14 protein-coding genes are annotated in these 19,954 nt (G+C 44.1%); 12 read left to right on the top strand and 2 right to left on the bottom strand.

All coding sequences use genetic code 11. The features are described from left to right. Positions 1 to 8: 8 nt before the first annotated feature. The 6 genes from BT_RS08930 (at position 9) to BT_RS08905 (ending at position 9,053) form a co-directional block, all read left to right on the top strand. Positions 9 to 1,721 carry a RagB/SusD family nutrient uptake outer membrane protein gene (locus tag BT_RS08930; RefSeq protein ID WP_008767780.1) on the top strand — a complete coding sequence of 571 codons (1,713 nt, stop codon included), beginning with the start codon at positions 9 to 11 and terminating at the stop codon, positions 1,719 to 1,721. 26 nt (positions 1,722 to 1,747) lie between these two features. Continuing rightward, a complete protein-coding gene (locus BT_RS08925) occupies positions 1,748 to 3,133 on the top strand; it encodes a DUF4960 domain-containing protein (protein WP_008763287.1) in 1,386 nt (461 codons plus the stop codon). Positions 3,134 to 3,151: 18 nt separating this feature from the next. Beyond that, on the top strand, positions 3,152 to 4,720 hold the full coding sequence (locus tag BT_RS08920) for a glycoside hydrolase domain-containing protein (RefSeq protein ID WP_032841481.1): 1,569 nt from the start codon (positions 3,152 to 3,154) through the stop codon (positions 4,718 to 4,720). Between the two features lie 129 nt (positions 4,721 to 4,849). After that, a complete protein-coding gene (locus BT_RS08915) occupies positions 4,850 to 6,682 on the top strand; it encodes a DUF4980 domain-containing protein (RefSeq protein ID WP_008767782.1) in 1,833 nt (610 codons plus the stop codon). A gap of 279 nt (positions 6,683 to 6,961) precedes the next feature. Further along, positions 6,962 to 8,131: a sugar MFS transporter gene (locus tag BT_RS08910; RefSeq protein WP_008763289.1), complete on the top strand. Its 1,170-nt coding sequence runs from the start codon at positions 6,962 to 6,964 to the stop codon at positions 8,129 to 8,131. A 34-nt stretch (positions 8,132 to 8,165) separates the two neighbouring features. Further along, the gene (locus tag BT_RS08905; RefSeq protein WP_008767783.1) at positions 8,166 to 9,053 is read left to right on the top strand and encodes a carbohydrate kinase family protein; all 888 of its coding nucleotides are present in this window, start codon (positions 8,166 to 8,168) and stop codon (positions 9,051 to 9,053) included. Between the two features lie 185 nt (positions 9,054 to 9,238). Here the strand turns inward: BT_RS08905 and BT_RS08900 are convergent, their stop codons facing one another. Next, positions 9,239 to 10,234, bottom strand: a complete 996-nt coding sequence (locus BT_RS08900) for an IS110 family transposase (RefSeq protein WP_005941495.1) — start codon at positions 10,232 to 10,234, stop codon at positions 9,239 to 9,241. 377 nt (positions 10,235 to 10,611) lie between these two features. Here BT_RS08900 and BT_RS08895 point away from each other — a divergent pair, with 377 nt between their 5' ends. The 3 genes from BT_RS08895 to BT_RS08885 all read left to right on the top strand — a co-directional run bounded on the left by BT_RS08895 (position 10,612) and on the right by BT_RS08885 (position 15,284). Next, positions 10,612 to 11,838, top strand: a complete 1,227-nt coding sequence (locus BT_RS08895) for a toxin-antitoxin system YwqK family antitoxin (RefSeq protein WP_011107963.1) — start codon at positions 10,612 to 10,614, stop codon at positions 11,836 to 11,838. A gap of 341 nt (positions 11,839 to 12,179) precedes the next feature. Then, positions 12,180 to 14,924 carry a hybrid sensor histidine kinase/response regulator transcription factor gene (locus BT_RS08890; RefSeq protein ID WP_317046044.1) on the top strand — a complete coding sequence of 915 codons (2,745 nt, stop codon included), beginning with the start codon at positions 12,180 to 12,182 and terminating at the stop codon, positions 14,922 to 14,924. Between the two features lie 27 nt (positions 14,925 to 14,951). Next, positions 14,952 to 15,284, top strand: coding sequence for an MGMT family protein (locus BT_RS08885; RefSeq protein ID WP_008763293.1), 333 nt, complete (start codon positions 14,952 to 14,954; stop codon positions 15,282 to 15,284). On the opposite strand, the gene BT_RS08880 is transcribed toward BT_RS08885, so the two are convergent. Next, positions 15,247 to 16,401, bottom strand: a complete 1,155-nt coding sequence (locus BT_RS08880) for a glycosyltransferase family 87 protein (protein WP_008763294.1) — start codon at positions 16,399 to 16,401, stop codon at positions 15,247 to 15,249. The two genes, BT_RS08885 and BT_RS08880, sit on opposite strands and share 38 nt — an antisense overlap. Before the next feature lie 604 nt (positions 16,402 to 17,005). Between BT_RS08880 and BT_RS08875 the strand changes: the two genes are divergently transcribed. The 3 genes from BT_RS08875 to BT_RS08865 are packed head-to-tail and all read left to right on the top strand — an operon-like array spanning position 17,006 to position 19,947. Next, on the top strand, positions 17,006 to 18,232 hold the full coding sequence (locus BT_RS08875) for a quaternary amine ABC transporter ATP-binding protein (RefSeq protein ID WP_008767787.1): 1,227 nt from the start codon (positions 17,006 to 17,008) through the stop codon (positions 18,230 to 18,232). Further along, positions 18,229 to 19,059, top strand: coding sequence for an ABC transporter permease (locus BT_RS08870; protein WP_008763296.1), 831 nt, complete (start codon positions 18,229 to 18,231; stop codon positions 19,057 to 19,059). The genes BT_RS08875 and BT_RS08870 overlap by 4 nt, the downstream gene beginning before the upstream one ends. A 27-nt stretch (positions 19,060 to 19,086) precedes the next feature. Then, entirely contained in the window at positions 19,087 to 19,947 is an 861-nt protein-coding gene (locus BT_RS08865) for a glycine betaine ABC transporter substrate-binding protein (protein ID WP_008763297.1), read from the top strand. The last annotated feature ends 7 nt before the right edge of the window (positions 19,948 to 19,954 follow it).

Below are 19,954 nucleotides of genomic sequence, written 5' to 3'. Positions count from 1 at the left end.
GAATGATCATGAAAAAGATAATATATATAGCAACAATCGGAATTACCTTGCTGACAACCAGTTGTGACGATTTTTTGGACCGTCAGGTTCCTCAGGGTATTGTGACCGGCGATCAGATCGCTTCTCCCGAATATGTAGATAATCTGGTGATTTCTGCCTACGCCATCTGGGCGACAGGTGATGATATCAACTCTTCCTTCTCTCTCTGGAATTATGATGTACGTTCCGACGATTGCTATAAAGGCGGTTCGGGAACAGAAGACGGCGGTGTGTTCAACGCACTGGAAATATCCAAAGGTATCAATACCACCGACTGGAATATCAATGATATATGGAAAAGACTGTATCAATGCATCACCCGTGCCAATACAGCTCTGCAATCACTCGACCAAATGGATGAAAAGACCTATCCGTTGAAGAACCAGCGCATTGCCGAAATGAGATTCCTGCGCGGACACGCTCACTTCATGTTGAAACAGCTGTTCAAGAAGATCGTTATTGTAAACGATGAAAACATGGAACCGGATGCTTACAATGAACTGTCGAATACCACTTATACCAATGACGAGCAATGGCAAAAGATAGCAGACGACTTCCAGTTTGCCTACGACAACCTGCCGGAAGTACAAATAGAAAAAGGACGCCCTGCACAGGCAGCCGCTGCTGCTTACCTTGCAAAAACTTACCTGTATAAAGCTTACCGCCAGGACGGAGCCGATAATGCCCTTACCGGAATCAACGAAGAAGACCTGAAACAGGTCGTGAAATACACCGATCCCCTGATCATGGCTAAAGGTGGTTACGGACTGGAAACGGACTATAGCATGAACTTCCTGCCGCAATATGAAAACGGTGCAGAGTCTGTATGGGCCATTCAGTATTCTATCAACGACGGTACTTACAACGGTAACCTGAATTGGGGAATGGGACTGACCACTCCGCAGATACTGGGCTGCTGCGACTTCCACAAGCCGAGCCAGAATCTGGTGAATGCTTTCAAAACCGATTCGCAGGGAAAGCCTTTGTTCAGTACCTACGACAATGAGAATTACGAAGTGGCTACAGACAATGTCGATCCCCGTCTGTTCCATACGGTGGGTATGCCGGGCTTTCCTTATAAGTACAACGAAGGTTACATCATCCAGAAGAATGATGACTGGAGCCGCAGCAAGGGACTTTATGGATATTATGTTTCTCTCAAAGAGAATGTAGATCCCGATTGTGACTGTCTGAAGAAAGGTTCTTATTGGGCCAGTTCTCTGAATCACATTGTGATCCGTTATGCAGATGTATTGCTGATGCGTGCCGAAGCACTGATTCAGTTGAACGACGGACGTATCACCGATGCCATCTCATTAATCAATGAGGTACGCAGCCGTGCTGCCGGAAGCACCATGCTGATCTTCAATTATAAAGAAGACTACGGAGTGAACTTCAAAGTGACTCCTTACGACCTGAAAGCTTACGCTCAGGACGAAGCCATGAAAATGCTGAAATGGGAACGCCGCGTAGAGTTCGGTATGGAAAGCTCACGTTTCTTTGACCTTGTAAGATGGGGAGAAGCCAAAGATGTCATCAATGCTTATTACGTGACGGAAGCATCCCGTTGCTCTATCTACAAGAATGCGGGCTTTACGGAAAATAAGAACGAATATCTTCCTGTTCCATTCGAACAGATCAGCGCAAGTAATGGAAATTATACACAGAATTTCGGTTGGTAACTAACCATCTTAAAACAAAGAATACAATGAAATCAATCATAAAACAACTTTATACTATCCTGTTGGTGACTGTGGCATGCCTTACAGTCACAGGATGTAGTGATGACTTCAAATCCGGCCTTCGTCTGGACGGAGATGTTTGGGTGAACTCTATCCGGCTGGATGAATACGCAGGAACTGTCGACTATCAGAATAAGGCAATCGTAGTAGGAGTGCCCTACGATTACGATATTACCCGCATGGTGGTCACAGAAATGAATCTTTCCGAAGGAGCCAAGGCTAGCATCGCTATCGGTGAGACAATCGACTTTTCTCTTCCCGTATCTTTGACGGTGAAGAATGGCGATGTACAAATGAGCTACACGATTACCGTGAAGAGAGATGAGGCGAAGATACTGACCTTCAAATTGAATGATACTTATGTAGGAAAGGTAGACCAGTTATCGAAAACCATTTCTGTAGTCGTTCCGCTGACAGTGGATATCACTCAGTTGAAAGGTACGTTTACCGTAACGGACGGAGCTACCGTGACTCCGGCATCCGGAAGTATTCAGGACTTTACGAACCCCGTCACTTACACGGCAACTTACCGTTCGGCAGTAACTCCTTATGTGGTAACGGTTACTCAGGGAAATGTGATTCCGACTGCCTTTGTCGGTACGGCTTCTTCCGTCAGTCTTCTGACGAGTCCCGAAGAGAAAGCCGCTGCCCAATGGATGATGGATAATGTATCGATGTCCGAATATATCTCATTCAAGGATGTAGTGGACGGAAAAGTGGATTTAGGTAAATATACCGCTATCTGGTGGCATTTCCACGCAGACAATGGTGACAATCCTCCTTTGCCGGATGACGCGAAAGCGGCAGCGGAGAAGTTTAAAGTCTACTATCAGAATGGTGGTAATCTGCTGCTGACCCGTTACGCTACTTTCTATATCGCCAATCTCGGCATCGCTAAAGACGAGCGTGTACCGAACAATAGCTGGGGAGGAAACGAAGACTCGCCCGAAATCACCTCTGCCCCATGGAGCTTCCTGATTACCGGCAGTGAATCACATCCGTTATTCCAGGATTTAAGATGGAAAGATGGCGACAAGTCGACAGTCTATACCTGTGATGCCGGCTATGCGATTACCAATAGCACAGCGCAGTGGCATATCGGGACAGACTGGGGAGGTTATGACGACCTGAACGCATGGCGTAACCTGACAGGAGGAATCGATTTGGCACATGGAGGCGACGGGGCGGTAGTCATTGCCGAATTTGAACCGCGTTCCAATAGCGGACGTACGCTCTGTATCGGTTCCGGCTGCTATGATTGGTACGGCAAGGGAGTAGACGCTTCTGCCGACTACTATCACTACAACGTAGAGCAAATGACTCTCAATGCAATCAACTACTTGTGTAAATAAAAAGAATAAGCAACAATGATGAAAAATATGATCTTACCTATAGCATTTACCGCACTGATAGCTTCGATGACTGCTTGCAGTGACGAGACTGACCCCATCTTGACTCAGAAAAACTGGGACGGTACAGCCACATACTTCCAATCGAGTGATGAGCATGGCTTCTCGATGTACTATAAGCCACAGGTCGGCTTTGTAGGTGACCCGATGCCATTCTATGATCCGGTTGCCAAGGACTTTAAAGTGATGTACCTGCAAGATTACCGTCCGAACCCCGAAGCTACGTACCATCCCATTTTCGGGGTGGCTACCAAAGACGGTGCTACTTACGAATCTCTCGGCGAACTGATTTCCTGCGGAGGGCGTGACGAACAGGATGCTGCCATCGGCACAGGAGGAACGATCTATAACCCTGCCGACAAACTGTATTATACCTTCTACACCGGTAATAAGTTCAAGCCTTCTTCCGACCAGAATGCTCAGGTAGTGATGGTAGCTACTTCTCCCGATTTCAAGACATGGACCAAGAACCGTACCTTCTACCTGAAAGGAGATACGTATGGTTATGACAAGAATGACTTCCGTGACCCGTTCCTGTTCCAGACCGAAGACGGTGTGTATCACATGCTGATCGCTACCCGCAAGAACGGAAAAGGGCATATCGCCGAATTTACCTCTGCCGACCTGAAAGAGTGGGAATCTGCCGGAACCTTTATGACCATGATGTGGGATCGTTTCTACGAATGTCCGGATGTATTCAAGATGGGGGACTGGTGGTATCTGATTTATTCGGAACAGGCTTCCTTCATGCGTAAAGTACAATATTTCAAAGGCAGAACGCTGGAAGATTTGAAAGCAACTACCGCCAATGATGCCGGAATATGGCCGGACAATCGTGAAGGAATGCTGGACAGCCGCGCATTCTATGCCGGAAAGACCGCTTCCGACGGAACAAACCGCTACATTTGGGGTTGGTGTCCCACACGTGCCGGAAATGATAATGGAAATGTTGGTGATGTAGAACCCGAATGGGCAGGCAATCTGGTAGCACAACGTCTGATTCAACACGAAGACGGTACTTTAACCCTCGGAGTACCCGATGCAATCGACCGTAAATACACTTCCGCACAAGAAGTGAAAGTAATGGCAAAAGATGGTAACATGATCGAAAGCGGTAAAACCTATACTTTGGGCGAAGGTGCCTCCGTCATCTTCAACCGTCTGAAAGTACATAACAAGATTTCTTTCACCGTAAAGACCGCTTCGAATACGGACCGTTTCGGAATCTCTTTTGTACGTGGAACGGATTCCGCTTCCTGGTATAGTATCCATGTCAATGCCGATGAAGGCAAAGCGAATTTTGAGAAAGACGGTGACGATGCCAAATACTTATTCGATAATAAATTCAATATTCCGGCAGATAATGAATATCGTGTGACGATTTACAGTGACCAGTCCGTCTGCGTGACTTATATCAACGACCAGTTATCTTTCACCAACCGTATCTACCAAATGCAGAAGAACCCGTGGTCACTCTGCTGTTATAAAGGTGAAATAACTGTATCAGACGTTCAGGTAAGCACTTATTGATGAAAACTACACCGGCAAGTAACATCTTTTACAGCGTTTGAAACAAAAGTGATAGGCGCTAACCTTGGAAGCGCCTATCTTTGCACTGTAACAACTATCAAAAGTATAACAACCTTAATACCATAGAACATGAATGTATTTTTGCCTGTCAAACAACTTCAGACCTTTCTGATTTGTTTTATTCTCATGACTATTTCTGTTTCAACCCGAGCGGCGGATTCTCCTTTGCTGATTAAGAATCTGGGAGAAGGTCATTGCCTTGTACGTGTCAATACTTCCCAGAACTACCTGCTTCTGCCCGTAGAGGATGCGTCTCCCGATGTACGTATCAGCATGATCGTTAATAATAAAGAGGTGAAAAACTTCGACGTGCGTCTCGCCATACATAAAGTAGATTACTTTGTTCCGGTAGACCTTTCCGACTTTTCCGGCAAAACGGTCTCTTTCAAGTTCAAGATGAACTCCAACGATCCGATCCGTGTCAATCTTTCGCCGGATAATACCGCTTGCTGCAAGGAAATGAAACTCTCCGACACCTTCGATACGACCAACCGTGAAAAGTTTCGTCCGACCTATCACTTCTCTCCCCTTTACGGATGGATGAACGACCCGAACGGAATGGTCTATAAAGACGGTGAATACCATCTTTTTTACCAGTACAACCCTTATGGCTCCAAATGGGGAAACATGAACTGGGGACACGCTATCAGCAAAGACCTCGTAAACTGGGAACACCGCCCCGTTGCGATAGCACCGGATGCGCTTGGTACTATCTTCAGCGGCTCTGCCGTGGTAGATCATAACAATACAGCCGGCTTCGGAGCAGGCGCAATCATCGCCATCTATACACAAAACAGCGACCGTCAGGTACAAAGCATCGCTTATAGCACTGACAACGGACGCACTTTCACCAAATACGAAAACAACCCCGTACTTGTATCCGAAGCTCGTGATTTCCGCGACCCGAAAGTTTTTTGGTACGAAGCAACAAAACGCTGGATCATGGTGCTCGCAGTGGGACAGGAAATGCAGATTTTCTCTTCTCCCAATTTGAAAGACTGGGCATTTGAAAGCAGCTTCGGCGAAGGATACGGTGCTCACGGCAACGTATGGGAATGCCCCGATTTATTCGAACTTCCGGTAGAGGGCACCAACGAAAAGAAATGGGTATTGCTTTGCAGCCTCGGTGACGGTCCTTTCGGTGACTCCGCTACTCAATACTTTATCGGTAGCTTCGACGGCAAGAAATTTAGTTGTGACAATCAGCCGAATGTCACGAAATGGATGGACTGGGGAAAAGACCATTATGCTACAGTTACTTGGAGCGATGCCCCCGACAACCGCCGTATCGCCATTGCATGGATGAGCAACTGGCAATATGCAAATGACGTGCCAACTTCTCAATACCGTAGTCCGAACTCCATCCCTCGTGATTTGAGTCTCTTTGCCATCGACGGTGGGATTTATCTTCAATCCGCTCCTTCTCCCGAATTACTGAAACTGCGTGGTGTTTCCAAAAAGCGCTCATTCAAGGTTAACGGAACACGTATCGTGAAAGATTTGATTCCGAACAATGAAGGTGCTTACGAAATAGAACTGTCCCTTAAGAATCAGCAGGCAGAAATCATCGGTTTCCGTCTCTACAATGACAAGGGCGAAGAAGTAGACATGCAGTACGATATGAAAGAGAAGAAATTCTCGATGGACCGTCGCAAGAGTGGCGAGGTAAATTTCAACGAAAACTTCCCGATGCTGACTTGGACTGCGATTGAAGAGGATAAGGATGAAATGAAACTCCGCCTGTTTGTAGACAGATCGAGTGTAGAGGCTTTCGGTGACGGTGGACGCTTCGCTATGACCAATCAGGTATTCCCTTCGGAACCTTATAATCATATCAGCTTCTACAGCAAAGGCGGTGCCTATAAAGTAGATTCATTCGTGGTTTACAAACTGAAGAAATAAAAAACGACTTTCTTCTCCCTGCGCTCTTTTTAATTCATGCTAACATACCTTTATCCTTGCGTTAACATGCCTTTATGTTCTCCTTATGTATGGGAGATAGATAGCGTTTCACCTACGTGATACGATTTGTTCATTACTGTGATAAGGTCTTATCACCCTTGTGATACGGTCTGTTCACAGCCGTGATAAGCAAAGAAAATAGGAGGCTAAAAGAAAAAGGATCAATAGGAAAGGAAAATAATTACTGTGCTAATATACGAAATTATAATAGATAAAACAATGGAAAATACTAAAAACGCTTCTCTCTCCAAACTAGTCCCGGTGATGCTTTGTTTCTTCGCCATGGGATTCGTTGATCTGGTGGGCATTGCCTCCAATTATGTAAAAGCAGACCTGGGTCTGACAGACTCACAAGCAAACATCTTCCCTTCATTGGTGTTTTTTTGGTTTCTGATTTTCTCCGTACCGACAGGTATGCTGATGAGCCGTATCGGTCAGAAGAAAACCGTGTTACTCAGTTTGATCGTGACTTTTGCTTCTTTACTGTTGCCTGTCTTCGGGGACAGTTACGCACTGATGCTGATTTCTTTTTCCCTGTTAGGTATTGGAAACGCACTGATGCAGACTTCACTGAACCCGCTTCTTTCCAACATCGTTCGTGGTGACCGTCTGGCAAGCAGCCTCACCTTCGGACAATTTGTGAAAGCGATCGCTTCTTTCCTTGCACCGTACATTGCCATGTGGGGAGCAACGCAGGCGATTCCTTCTTTCGATCTGGGGTGGCGTGTATTATTCCCTATTTATATGGTAATAGCCATCCTTGCCATTCTGCTGCTCAACGCGACACAGATTGAAGAAGAGAAGGAAGAAGGCAAACCTTCCACTTTCGGACAGTGCCTGGCATTGCTCGGCAAACCGTTTATCTTGCTTTGTTTTATCGGAATCATGTGTCACGTTGGTATCGACGTCGGTACAAACACTACTGCACCTAAGATTCTGATGGAACGTATCGGCATGACACTGGATGATGCTGCTTTTGCAACCAGCCTCTATTTTATCTTCCGTACGGCAGGCTGTTTTCTGGGATCATTCATCCTGCGTCAGATGTCTCCGAAATCTTTCTTCGGTATCAGTGTTGTTATGATGCTGGCTGCTATGGTAGGGTTGTTCATCTTCCATGATAAAGCGGTGATTTACGCTTGTATCGCTCTGATCGGTTTTGGTAACTCGAATGTGTTCTCTGTTATTTTCTCGCAGGCATTGCTTTATCTGCCGGGAAAGAAAAACGAAGTTTCCGGTCTGATGATTATGGGACTCTTCGGAGGAACCGTTTTCCCGTTGGCTATGGGAGTTGCTTCGGATACTTCTATGGGGCAGAATGGTGCGATTGCTGTGATGACAGTCGGTGTACTTTACTTGCTGTTCTATACCTTCCGTATCAAAAAATAATTTTATATTTGGAAAACAATTAAATCTGTAGATCATGAATAATATAATTGTAGGAATGGGCGAAGCATTATGGGATGTATTGCCCGAAGGAAAGAAGATAGGCGGTGCTCCGGCTAATTTCGCTTATCATGTTTCACAGTTTGGTTTCGACAGCCGTGTAGTAAGTGCGGTGGGCAATGACGAACTGGGAGATGAAATCATGGAAGTATTCAAAGAAAAGCAACTCAAAAATCAGATTGAGCGGGTGGATTATCCTACCGGTACGGTGCAGGTGACACTGGATGACGAAGGGGTGCCTTGCTACGAAATCAAAGAAGGAGTGGCATGGGATAACATTCCTTTCACGGACGAACTGAAGCGGCTGGCTTTGAATACGCGCGCCGTTTGTTTCGGTTCGTTGGCTCAACGCAATGAAGTGAGCCGTGCTACAATTAACCGATTCCTCGATACAATGCCCGATATAGACGGACAGCTGAAGATATTCGACATCAACCTCCGTCAGGACTTCTACACGAAAGAAGTATTGCGCGAGTCTTTCAAACGCTGCAACATTCTGAAGATAAACGATGAAGAACTGGTGACAATCAGCCGTATGTTCGGTTATCCGGGCATCGACTTACAGGATAAGTGCTGGATTCTGTTGGCCAAGTACAATCTGAAAATGTTGATTCTTACTTGCGGTATCAATGGTAGTTATGTGTTTACTCCGGGAGTCGTTTCTTTTCAGGAAACGCCGAAGGTTCCGGTAGCCGATACGGTAGGAGCGGGGGATTCCTTTACTGCCGCTTTCTGTGCTTCCATTCTGAATGGCAAGTCTGTTCCCGAAGCTCATAAGCTGGCTGTCGAAGTTTCCGCTTATGTTTGTACGCAGAGCGGTGCAATGCCCGAACTTCCGGTTATTCTGAAAGACAGATTGTTGTAGAATCTCTTTAAATTCAAAAAGAAGGTGAATTCTAAGTCCTCTCCAAACAATATCTATAAAATCTTACCCAAGTTTACGAACATTAACGTATCCTTGGGTAAGTTTGTATATAGACATACCTACTCTTCAGAAGTGTATAGCTACTTCCTAAACCTAAGATATTTTCGAAGTTAAGGACCTTTTTATTATACGGCTAATGTTACAAATGGAGTCTGCCTTCGTATCACAGCAAAAGACCTTGCTATGATTTTGGCTCTTACAGCATTGATTACAGATGCTTTATGTTTCCCCTCTGCTATTTTCCTTTTATAGTATGCTTTCATCTGCGGATCCCAAGAGATGGCAGTAATAGCTGCCCGGGTAAGGTATACTTTTACTTCTTTGTTAGCCAATGAAGAAGTCTGCGTTTTTCCCCGTATGGAAATACCTGAAGTATGTTCAAATGGGGCGACCCCACAATAGCAGGCAAATTTCCTCGGGTTGTCAAATCTTTGAAAATTGTCAGTAACACACAGTAATACAATGGCATTGATAATTCCTATTCCTTTTATACTTCTTAATAGCAAGTAGTTTGTGTAAAGCGATGTACTGGCGGCTATTAGTTGCTCCATATCCTCTTCCACCTCCAGGATTCTTTCTTTTATCGACTTGAGCTGCTCTTCCAAAAAAGAAATGGATTCTGTCACATCAGCCAACTTAGCCATCCAGGAGAATGTTTCCAATAACTTTATGCTTGATACTTTTTGCTTGACCAAATTGTCACGTATAATAATCCATCCCCGCAGTCTCACCAAGTCTTTGTCAGGCAATTTGTATAACTCCAGTTTTCGATAGTGTAATACCGCATAGTTCGCTATTCTTTTGGCGTCAATGCGGTCATTTTTGCCTCGTTGCAAGCCTATGGACTTCTTGATGGTCAACGGGCAAACCAAAGCCAGGGAAAATCCCATGGAGACACTGGAAACAGATAACTCTGTGACATAACTTCCCATGTTTTCAGCACAGAACAAGAGTTTGGATAAAGAGAGATGATAACCAGCTATCCAATCCAATAAAGATTGGATCCCAGTTGGAGTGTTATCAAAAGACTTGTGAGACAACTCTTTTTCGTCTGCGGACATTAATGATGCATCGAAAGTTTTTTTTCCTACATCAAGACCTACAAAATGAGAATAATTCATAACTTTGTATTTACAGTATTAAACATGAAGGAGAAACAGCTAATACATTTATTAGGTCGTGAGCCTACAATTCTAACTGGCTAGGTTCTCCTATTAAGAGAGTTGCAGTCTGATTCAGCCTATAGTCATTTAAGACTAGTGTCAAAGTTAGTTCACTGCAACTCTACTTTTCAAATATACACTTATATTTTGTTGTGATATTTAATACTGCAAATGTAAATGTGTCAAAAGCAACTAAACTCTCCTCCTTCCTGAAGGAGGGGAATTTAGTTGCTTTTGACACATCTTCTTTTCTGTTTCTTATTTCAGTAAATGTCCCCCTTCCCTGTGTTTTGATTTACTACTTAATCTGTTAATTATTAGAATGATAATAACAGATGTTCTTTTTTCTAATTGTCCCCCTCTTTCTTGCCTTGTTTTATAAGCCGATTGCCTATCTTTGCGGCAGGTTTTTAAATAATAAATCAAAAAGAGAAAACTACTTTATGAAACACATTTCGAACTTCCTCAGATCAAAAAGCTGGAACGTATTTTTGTTTTTATATCTTGCTCTTCCTTTGTTTGCGCAAAAGGAATATAAGATCGATCAGGTATCTGTTGTTAATGTAGGCGATGGCAGACTGTTGTTTCAGGAACTGAAAACGGAAAAAGCATTGAATGGCGAACATCGCATCATAGATGGTTATCATTCCGCCTATGTGCTGGCATCTTTTAAAGATGGTTTTTATGATGGCGGATACAAAGAATATGTGGACAATATATTAATAACGGAAGGAAGTTATAAAGAAGGGCGGAAGGATGGCCTCTTCAAGATTAACTCCAAGTTTGACGGTAAGCTGAAAGAAGAAAAGTCCTATAAGGAAGGTAAGCTGGACGGTACGAGCAAAAGTTACTTTACTACCGGAAAAGTGGAAAGTGAAAGAAACTTCCGGATGGGGAAAGAGCACGGGAAGCAACTGTCGTACGAATCTGACGGTACTTTGCGGAAAGAGCATAATTACAAGGACGGGAAGCAGGTAGGCAAACAGTATACTTTTCTGAAAGGTACATATGATTTGTATGAGACCGTTTATTTCAATGAAGAAGGTTTGCAGGACGGTGAATATTCGTCCGTGTTTACGTTTGGCTCGCCACGTATACTGGGTAGTTATAAGAATGGAAAGAAGAATGGTCGGTGGACTACTTTTGCTGAAAGCGGAGATACGCTGATGATTGAAACCTATCTGGATGGAAAAGAAGATGGACTCCATGTCTCATTTGCCAACGGAAGTGGGGTAAGGCAGAAAGAATATTATATGAAGAACGATCGTAAAGACGGTTTATACCGTGAATATAATCTGGAAAATGGTGAATTGAGATATGAAGCTACCTATCAGGCCGGCAGATTGCATGGCAAGGAACGACGGCTGATAGTGAGCAACCGCTTTGATTATTGGGAAACTTCTACCTATGTGAACGGAAGGCAGAACGGACCGTTCGAAGCTCGTTATGTAAAGAATGACCAGCTTCGTGAATGTGGGGAATATAAGAATGGTCGCCGTGTAGGACGATGGAAACGCTACACTATTGATGGTAAACTGGAAAAGGAATGGGATGAAAACTAACCGGTAGATGAAAGGTCAGGGCATAAAAAAAGGAGCAACGCCTTGCTCCAACCTTTGTTAACCTTAAATCTAATACTATGAAAAACACAGTGCAAAGATACGGACTTCTGTGAAATCTGCAAATTATCCAAGTAAAACGCTATGTTTTATAACATTGATTAAGTGTTTGTTTTACGCTTTATACTTTTGTTAATACTTTCCGATGGTCTGAAAGAGGACTGCTTTCCTTCTTTTTAGAATAATAAATAGCTGAAGTTAGAGAACTTTACAGTATTATTTCTTATTTTTGTTCTTAATTGGATTACAGAAAGAACTATGAAATGATGAGATGGATGAAGACGATGAGATATCTGAAGTGGATGCTGGTGCTGTTTGGTTTAATCGGGATGACGGCTTGCCGGCAGGATACACCCCATTTTCGTATTGGGGTGGCTCAATGCAGCGATGATTCATGGCGACATAAGATGAATGATGAGATTCTTCGGGAAGCAATGTTTTATAATGGCGTTTCGGTGGAAATCCGTTCGGCAGGAGATGATAACAGTAAGCAGGCGGAAGATGTCCATTATTTTATGGACGAAGGAGTCGATCTGCTGATTATTTCCGCTAACGAAGCTGCTCCTATGACTCCGATTGTAGAAGAAGCTTATCAGAAAGGCATCCCCGTTATTCTTGTAGACCGGAAGATTCTTTCGGATAAATATACTGCCTATATCGGAGCCGATAATTATGAAATCGGTCGTTCGGTAGGAAACTATATTGCCTCCAGTCTGAAAGGGAAGGGAAATATAGTAGAACTGACAGGATTGAGCGGTTCGACTCCTGCAATGGAACGGCATCAGGGATTTATGGCTGCCATCAGTAAATTCCCGGATATAAAGCTGATTGATAAAGCGGATGCTGCGTGGGAACGTGGTCCGGCAGAGATAGAAATGGATAGTATGCTTCGGAGGCATCCTAAGATTGATGCTGTGTATGCCCATAATGACCGTATCGCTCCGGGTGCCTATCAGGCAGCAAAGATGGCAGGGCGGGAGAAGGAAATGATTTTTGTCGGCATAGATGCCTTGCCGGGTAAGGGAAACGGACTGGAACTGGTTTTGGACAGTGTGCTGGATGCCACCTTTATCTATCCGACCAATGGCGATAAGGTACTGCAACTGGCTATGGACATTCTGGAGAAGAAACCCTATCCCAAAGAAACGGTGATGAATACCGCTGTTGTGGACCGTACCAACGCACACGTCATGCAGTTGCAGACTACACACATCTCCGAACTCGATAAAAAGATTGAAACGCTCAACGGACGTATCGGTGGATACCTCTCTCAGGTAGCTACACAACAGGTCGTTTTATACGGCAGTCTGATTATCCTTTTATTGGTAGCCGGCTTATTATTGGTCGTTTATAAATCACTCCGCTCTAAGAATCGCTTGAATAAAGAGCTTTTTAAGCAGAAGCAGCAATTGGAAGAGCAGCGTGACAAACTGGAAGAACAGCGTGACCAATTGATACAGCTCTCTCATCAACTGGAAGAAGCTACCCATGCCAAGCTGGTCTTTTTCACCAATATTTCTCACGACTTCCGTACTCCGTTGACATTGGTTGCCGACCCGGTAGAACATTTATTGGCGGACAAGACATTGAGTGGAGATCAGCACCGGATGCTCATGCTGATTCAGCGAAATGTGAATATCCTTTTGCGCCTGGTCAATCAGATTTTGGATTTCCGTAAATATGAAAACGGCAAGATGGAATATACTCCGGTTACGGTGGATGTCCTTTCTTCTTTCGAAGGATGGAATGAGTCTTTTCAGGCGGCAGCCCGTAAGAAGCATATCCATTTTTCTTTTGATAGTATGCCGGATACGGATTATCATACACTGGCAGACATGGAGAAGCTGGAACGTATTTATTTCAATCTCCTGTCCAATGCCTTTAAGTTTACACCGGAAAACGGGAAAATAGCCATCCGTCTGTCTTCCCTTAGTAAAGAGGACAAGCGATGGATACGTTTCACGGTGGCAAATACCGGTTCCATGATTTCTGCCGAACATATCCGCAATGTATTCGACCGTTTCTATAAGATTGATATGCACCATACCGGTTCGGGAATCGGACTGGCATTGGTAAAAGCCTTCGTAGAAATGCACGGTGGTATGATCTCCGTAGAGAGCGATGAGAAACAGGGCACGGTCTTTACCGTTGAACTGCCTGTACAGTCTTGTGAGGCTGTTGCTGCCGAACCGGATACCACCCTTGTTTCTGCGGATTCCCGTACAACAGATGTTCTATTGGCAGAAGAGGAAGAACTGGAAAAAGGATATGACTCTTCCAAACCGTCCGTACTGATTATTGATGATAATGAGGATATCCGTTCGTATGTCCATACGCTGTTGCATACAGACTATACGGTGATTGAAGCGGCAGACGGCTCCGAAGGAATCCGTAAGGCTATGAAGTATGTTCCGGACCTGATCATTTCTGATGTGATGATGCCGGGCATTGATGGCATTGAATGTTGCCGCCGGCTGAAAAGTGAGTTACAGACCTGTCATATTCCGGTTATTCTGCTGACAGCGTGTTCACTGGACGAACAGCGTATTCAGGGATATGACGGTGGTGCGGATTCTTATATTTCAAAGCCGTTCAGTTCACAGCTGTTGCTGGCACGTGTCCGCAATCTGATCGATTCTCACCGTCGTCTGAAACAGTTCTTTGGTGACGGGCAGACATTGGCAAAAGAAGATGTCTGCGATATGGACAAGGATTTTGTAGAAAGATTCAAGTCATTGATTGAAGAGAAAATGGGAGACTCCGGTTTGAATGTGGAGGACTTGGGCAAAGACATGGGACTAAGCCGTGTGCAGCTTTATCGCAAGATTAAATCATTGACTAACTACTCTCCGAATGAATTGCTCCGTATCGCCCGTTTGAAGAAGGCAGCTTCTTTGCTTGCTTCTTCGGACATGACCGTAGCGGAGATTGGTTATGAAGTCGGTTTCAGTTCACCTTCTTATTTCGCCAAGTGCTATAAAGAGCAGTTTGGAGAGAGCCCGACAGATTTCCTGAAAAGGAAAGGATGATTTCATTGATATCGTAAAGAGGGATATATGAAAGATTATAAAGTAGATAAAGAGAGCTTTTCCGAATCCTTTCGGAAGGAAGTGTACGAAGTCGTATCCCAGATACCTGTGGGAAAAGTATCTACTTATGGAGGTATTGCTTTGCTGTTGGGGGCACCCCAATGCTCGCGGATGGTGGGACGTGCATTGAAAGAAGTGCCGGATGAATTATCCATTCCCTGCCATAGAGTTGTAAATTCCACCGGAAGGCTGGTGCCCGGTTGGGTGGAACAAAAACAACTCTTGCTGGCAGAAGAAGTTTCTTTCAAAGCTAACGGATGCGTTAATCTGAAAGAACATTTGTGGCACGTGGATGAATGAAGGATGCAAGGAAGGTAAGCCATATCATCCGTATCCATACAATAAAGAAAACCCATACATGAAGCCATAAGGTCCTGGTAATGAAATCTCTGATGGGTACAGGGACGAATATGTCGATAGGAACGATACATAACAGCACAAAACAGCACCAAAATAGAATCTTGTCTGTTGCGGTACGTGTTGGTCTGCTCCAATACCAGAGCATGAAACCTGCCAATGCGATAATATAGGTATGCTTCTCGGCGGAGTCACTCAGTAATACTACCCAGCCCATGAGAATGCCCAAAGCCTGGGCACGGAAGGCAAAAGACGACCATTTGCGGAAATTCCCCAAAAAGAGCAGAGTCAGCAAGCCGAGCATTCCTATCTGAAGTGCACGGAAGTGTGGCAATGTCCATGCTGCAATGGGGCGGGCATAGAAAAATGAATCATAAGCTCCGGCGGACTGATGAACAGCAAGACTATGGCACCATTCTTCATAATAGGGGAGCAAATCTGCAGGAGCTATTTTTATTAACGGTAATGCAAGCAATACAATGCCCATTGTAACGGCATAGCCAAAGTTACGCCATACGTGAGGATAGCACAGCAACAATGCCAGTTCGAAAATTCCATATACTTTGGTACATCCCGAAATCATGATTAACAGAACAGCCAGAAATCCACGGTCTTTTTCCAATAACGTATAGGCGAATAAGAATAAATAGGCTACCGTTATGTTATACTGAAATGAAAGTAAACTTTGTCCTAAAATCAGTAACAGAAAAAGGAACATACGGCATTTCTGCTGCTGGGTGAATTGTTGGGGCAGCGTGAAGATCGCCATAAAGAACAGCGAATAATTGAATAGATTCCACGCGAAAGGTCCCAGCCATGCAGGCAGATACGCAAACGGAGCGAACAATACCGTGAAAACTGGAGAATAAAGGAAGTAGCGTCCGTGAGCTTCTACAAATTCAGTTGTGTATGGGCTGATGCCTTGCCAGAAGAATTGAGTAGCGTCCGAGAAGACCATAAAGTTTTGATGCCGTCCTCGTATAAATTCGAGCAGAGTCACTATAAAAGCGAGCAGGAAACCTATCATGTAGAGATTCCGCCGGCTATAGAAAAACGGCATTTTGGGGTTCTTTTTACTAAGGAACTGTACTTGGCTTTTGTCGTCTAGTGTGGCAGTACCTGTTTGTTTTTCTTTTGTTGTGTAATGACAATTATCCTTCCCCAGGAAAATTGTAATAGCCCTGTTGAACATATAAATCTAGTTTAGTTATTGACGCCAAATATACGGTGTTTAAGTGAAATATTCAAACTTATTTTATATTTATCTGCCGGTTTGTTCTATTTTGCTGAGTGATAGGGGAATATTACCCGGAAACTTTCCATATCATTACAAATAAAGCCCTCTGTATGCCCCGGATTTTGAATATAATTTGTATGTTTAATCCGTTTTTTGTATCTTTGTGCCAGCAAGATACTGGAACAGGCTGTTTTTATACATAAAAATGCTATTTTTTGCTATTCGTTGAAAGGATTATCTTATCAAATTCTATTCCTTTTTTAATTACTCAGTCTGTCAATAATCATTTTATTAATTATTTCGGGATTCATTGTTATTTGTCCCTTATTTAAATCAGAACTTTATACGATATAAAGAAAGATTCCTGTTATCGTTTGTTCTTGTCTTGCTGTGTATATTATTTTAATAACCTAAACCATTTTATTGTATGAGTAAAATAGAAATTAAAGATCTCTATCTGGTTTTTGGCAATGAGAAGCAGAAGGCTTTGAAGATGTTGAAAGAAGGTAAAACAAAAAGTGAAATATTGAAAGCGACCGGATGTACAGTTGCGGTGAAAGATGCGAATCTTTCCATTAATGAAGGCGAAATATTCGTCATTATGGGGCTGTCCGGTAGTGGAAAGTCCACTTTACTCCGCTGCATCAACCGTTTGATACGCCCTACTTCCGGAGAAGTGATTATCAATGGAACAGACATAGCCAAAGTGTCGGATAAGGAACTGTTGCAGATTCGCCGGAAAGAACTGGCTATGGTCTTTCAGAACTTCGGTCTGCTTCCTCACCGTTCTGTCTTGCATAATATAGCTTTCGGGCTCGAACTACAGGGAGTAAAAAAGGGAGAACGGGAGCAGAAAGCGATGGAAAGTATGCAACTGGTGGGGCTGAAAGGCTACGAGAATCAGATGGTAAGTGAACTGTCGGGTGGGATGCAGCAGCGTGTCGGGCTGGCGCGGGCTTTGGCCAATAATCCCGAAGTCCTGTTGATGGATGAGGCCTTCTCGGCACTCGATCCTTTGATCCGTGTGCAGATGCAGGATGAACTGCTGACTTTGCAGTCGAAGATGAAAAAAACGATTGTCTTTATTACTCACGACCTGAGTGAAGCGATTAAATTGGGTGACCGGATTGCTATCATGAAGGATGGAGAAATTGTACAAATCGGTACATCGGAAGAAATCCTGACCGAACCTGCCAACGCTTATGTAGAACGATTTGTGGAGAATGTAGATCGAAGCAAGATTATAACAGCTTCCTCTGTTATGGTAGATAAACCCATAGTGGCACGTTTGAAGAAAGAAGGCCCGGAGGTGCTGATCCGTAAGATGCGCGAACGGAATCTGACCGTTCTTCCGGTAGTCGATTCCAATAATCTGTTAGTAGGAGAGGTGCGGTTGAATGACTTGCTGAAACTACGAAAAGAGCAAATCCGCTCCATCGAGTCCGTAGTAAGGCATGAAGTTCATTCAGTGCTGGGTGATACGGTGCTGGAAGATATTCTTCCGTTGATGACAAAAACGAACTCGCCAATCTGGGTCGTAAATGAGAATCGGGAGTTTGAAGGCGTAGTGCCACTTTCCTCATTGATCATCGAAGTAACGGGAAAAGATAAAGAAGAAATTAATGAAATCATTCAAAACGCAATAGAATTATGATAAATATCGGACAATATATAGAGACTGCCATTAATTGGCTCACAGAACATTTTGCTTCCTTTTTTGATGCTCTCAGCATGGGGATCGGAGGATTCATAGACGGTTTTCAGCACGTACTGTTTGGAATACCTTTTTATATCACAATTGCAGTGCTGGCTGCGCTCGCCTGGTTTAAGTCGGGTAAGGGGACAGCCGTATTTACCCTCTTGGGTTTATTGCTTATTTACGGCATGGGCTTTTGGGAAGAAACGATGCAGACATTGGCATTGGTACTTTCTTCCACTTGTCTGGCATTGCTTTTAGGCGTTCCGTTGGGAATCTGGACTGCCAACAGTGATCGTTGTAACAAGATAATGCGCCCTGTCCTCGACTTTATGCAGACAATGCCTGCCTTTGTCTATCTGATTCCTGCCGTTCTATTCTTCGGATTGGGAACTGTGCCGGGAGCTTTTGCCACCATCATCTTTGCAATGCCTCCTGTGGTTCGTCTGACCGGTCTGGGCATTCGTCAGGTTCCTAAAAACGTAGTAGAAGCCTCCCGCTCTTTTGGAGCTACTCCCTGGCAGCTTCTTTATAAGGTGCAATTGCCTTTGGCGTTGCCTACTATTCTGACGGGAATCAACCAGACGATCATGATGTCACTTTCGATGGTAGTGATTGCTGCCATGATTTCTGCCGGAGGATTGGGAGAAATCGTGCTGAAAGGTATCACCCAAATGAAAATCGGACTCGGATTTGAAGGCGGTATCGCAGTCGTGATATTGGCGATCGTGCTGGACCGCATCACTCAGGGTATGGCAGATAACAGAAAAAGTAAAAAGAAATAAGAATCACACCAAAGAAAGGAATAATCAATGAATAAGATAAAAATGATTGCGGCAATGTTTATTGCCGGCATACTCTTAACCTTCGTTTCCTGCGGAGACAACGGAAAGAGTAAGAAGATAAGTATCGCTTATGCCAACTGGTCGGAAGGTATTGCAATGACAAACCTTGCCAAAGCGATTTTTGAAGATCAGGGGTACGATGTAAAGTTGCTGAATGCCGACCTTGCACCTATATTTACCTCTATCTCCCGTAAGAAAGCAGACGTATTTATGGATGTCTGGATGCCTGTCACTATGGAAGATTATATGAAACAATACGGGGATAAACTCGAAGTTATCGGGGATATTTATGATGGTGCCCGTATCGGGCTGGTGGTTCCGGATTACGTTACGATCAACTCAATCGAAGAACTGAACGCGGAAAAGGAACGTTTCTCCGGTCAGATTGTCGGTATTGATGCCGGAGCCGGTATTATGAAAGCTACCGATCAGGCCATCAAAGACTATGGATTGGATTATAAACTGATGACTTCGAGCGGACCTGCCATGACTGCTTCCCTAAAGAAAGCGATTGATAAGAAAGACTGGATTGTCGTGACGGGATGGACGCCTCACTGGATGTTCGACCGTTTCAAGCTGAAAGTTCTTCAGGACCCGAAGCTGATATATGGAAATACGGAATCCATTCATACCATAGCATGGAAAGGTTTTAGCGAGAAAGACCCTTTTGCTGCCGAACTTTTGGGCAACATTCGTCTGACAGATGCGGAAATCAGCTCCTTAATGACTGCTCTGGAAGAGGCGCAGACAACGGAAAGACAGGCTGCCCGTCAATGGATGGAAGAACATCAGGAACTGGTGAACAGTTGGATTCCTGAGAAAGATTGATATGCAA

This window comes from Bacteroides thetaiotaomicron VPI-5482 (genome assembly GCF_000011065.1).
GTDB classification, from domain to species: Bacteria; Bacteroidota; Bacteroidia; order Bacteroidales; family Bacteroidaceae; genus Bacteroides; species Bacteroides thetaiotaomicron.
This window is presented reverse-complemented; position numbering and strand designations above follow the sequence as displayed.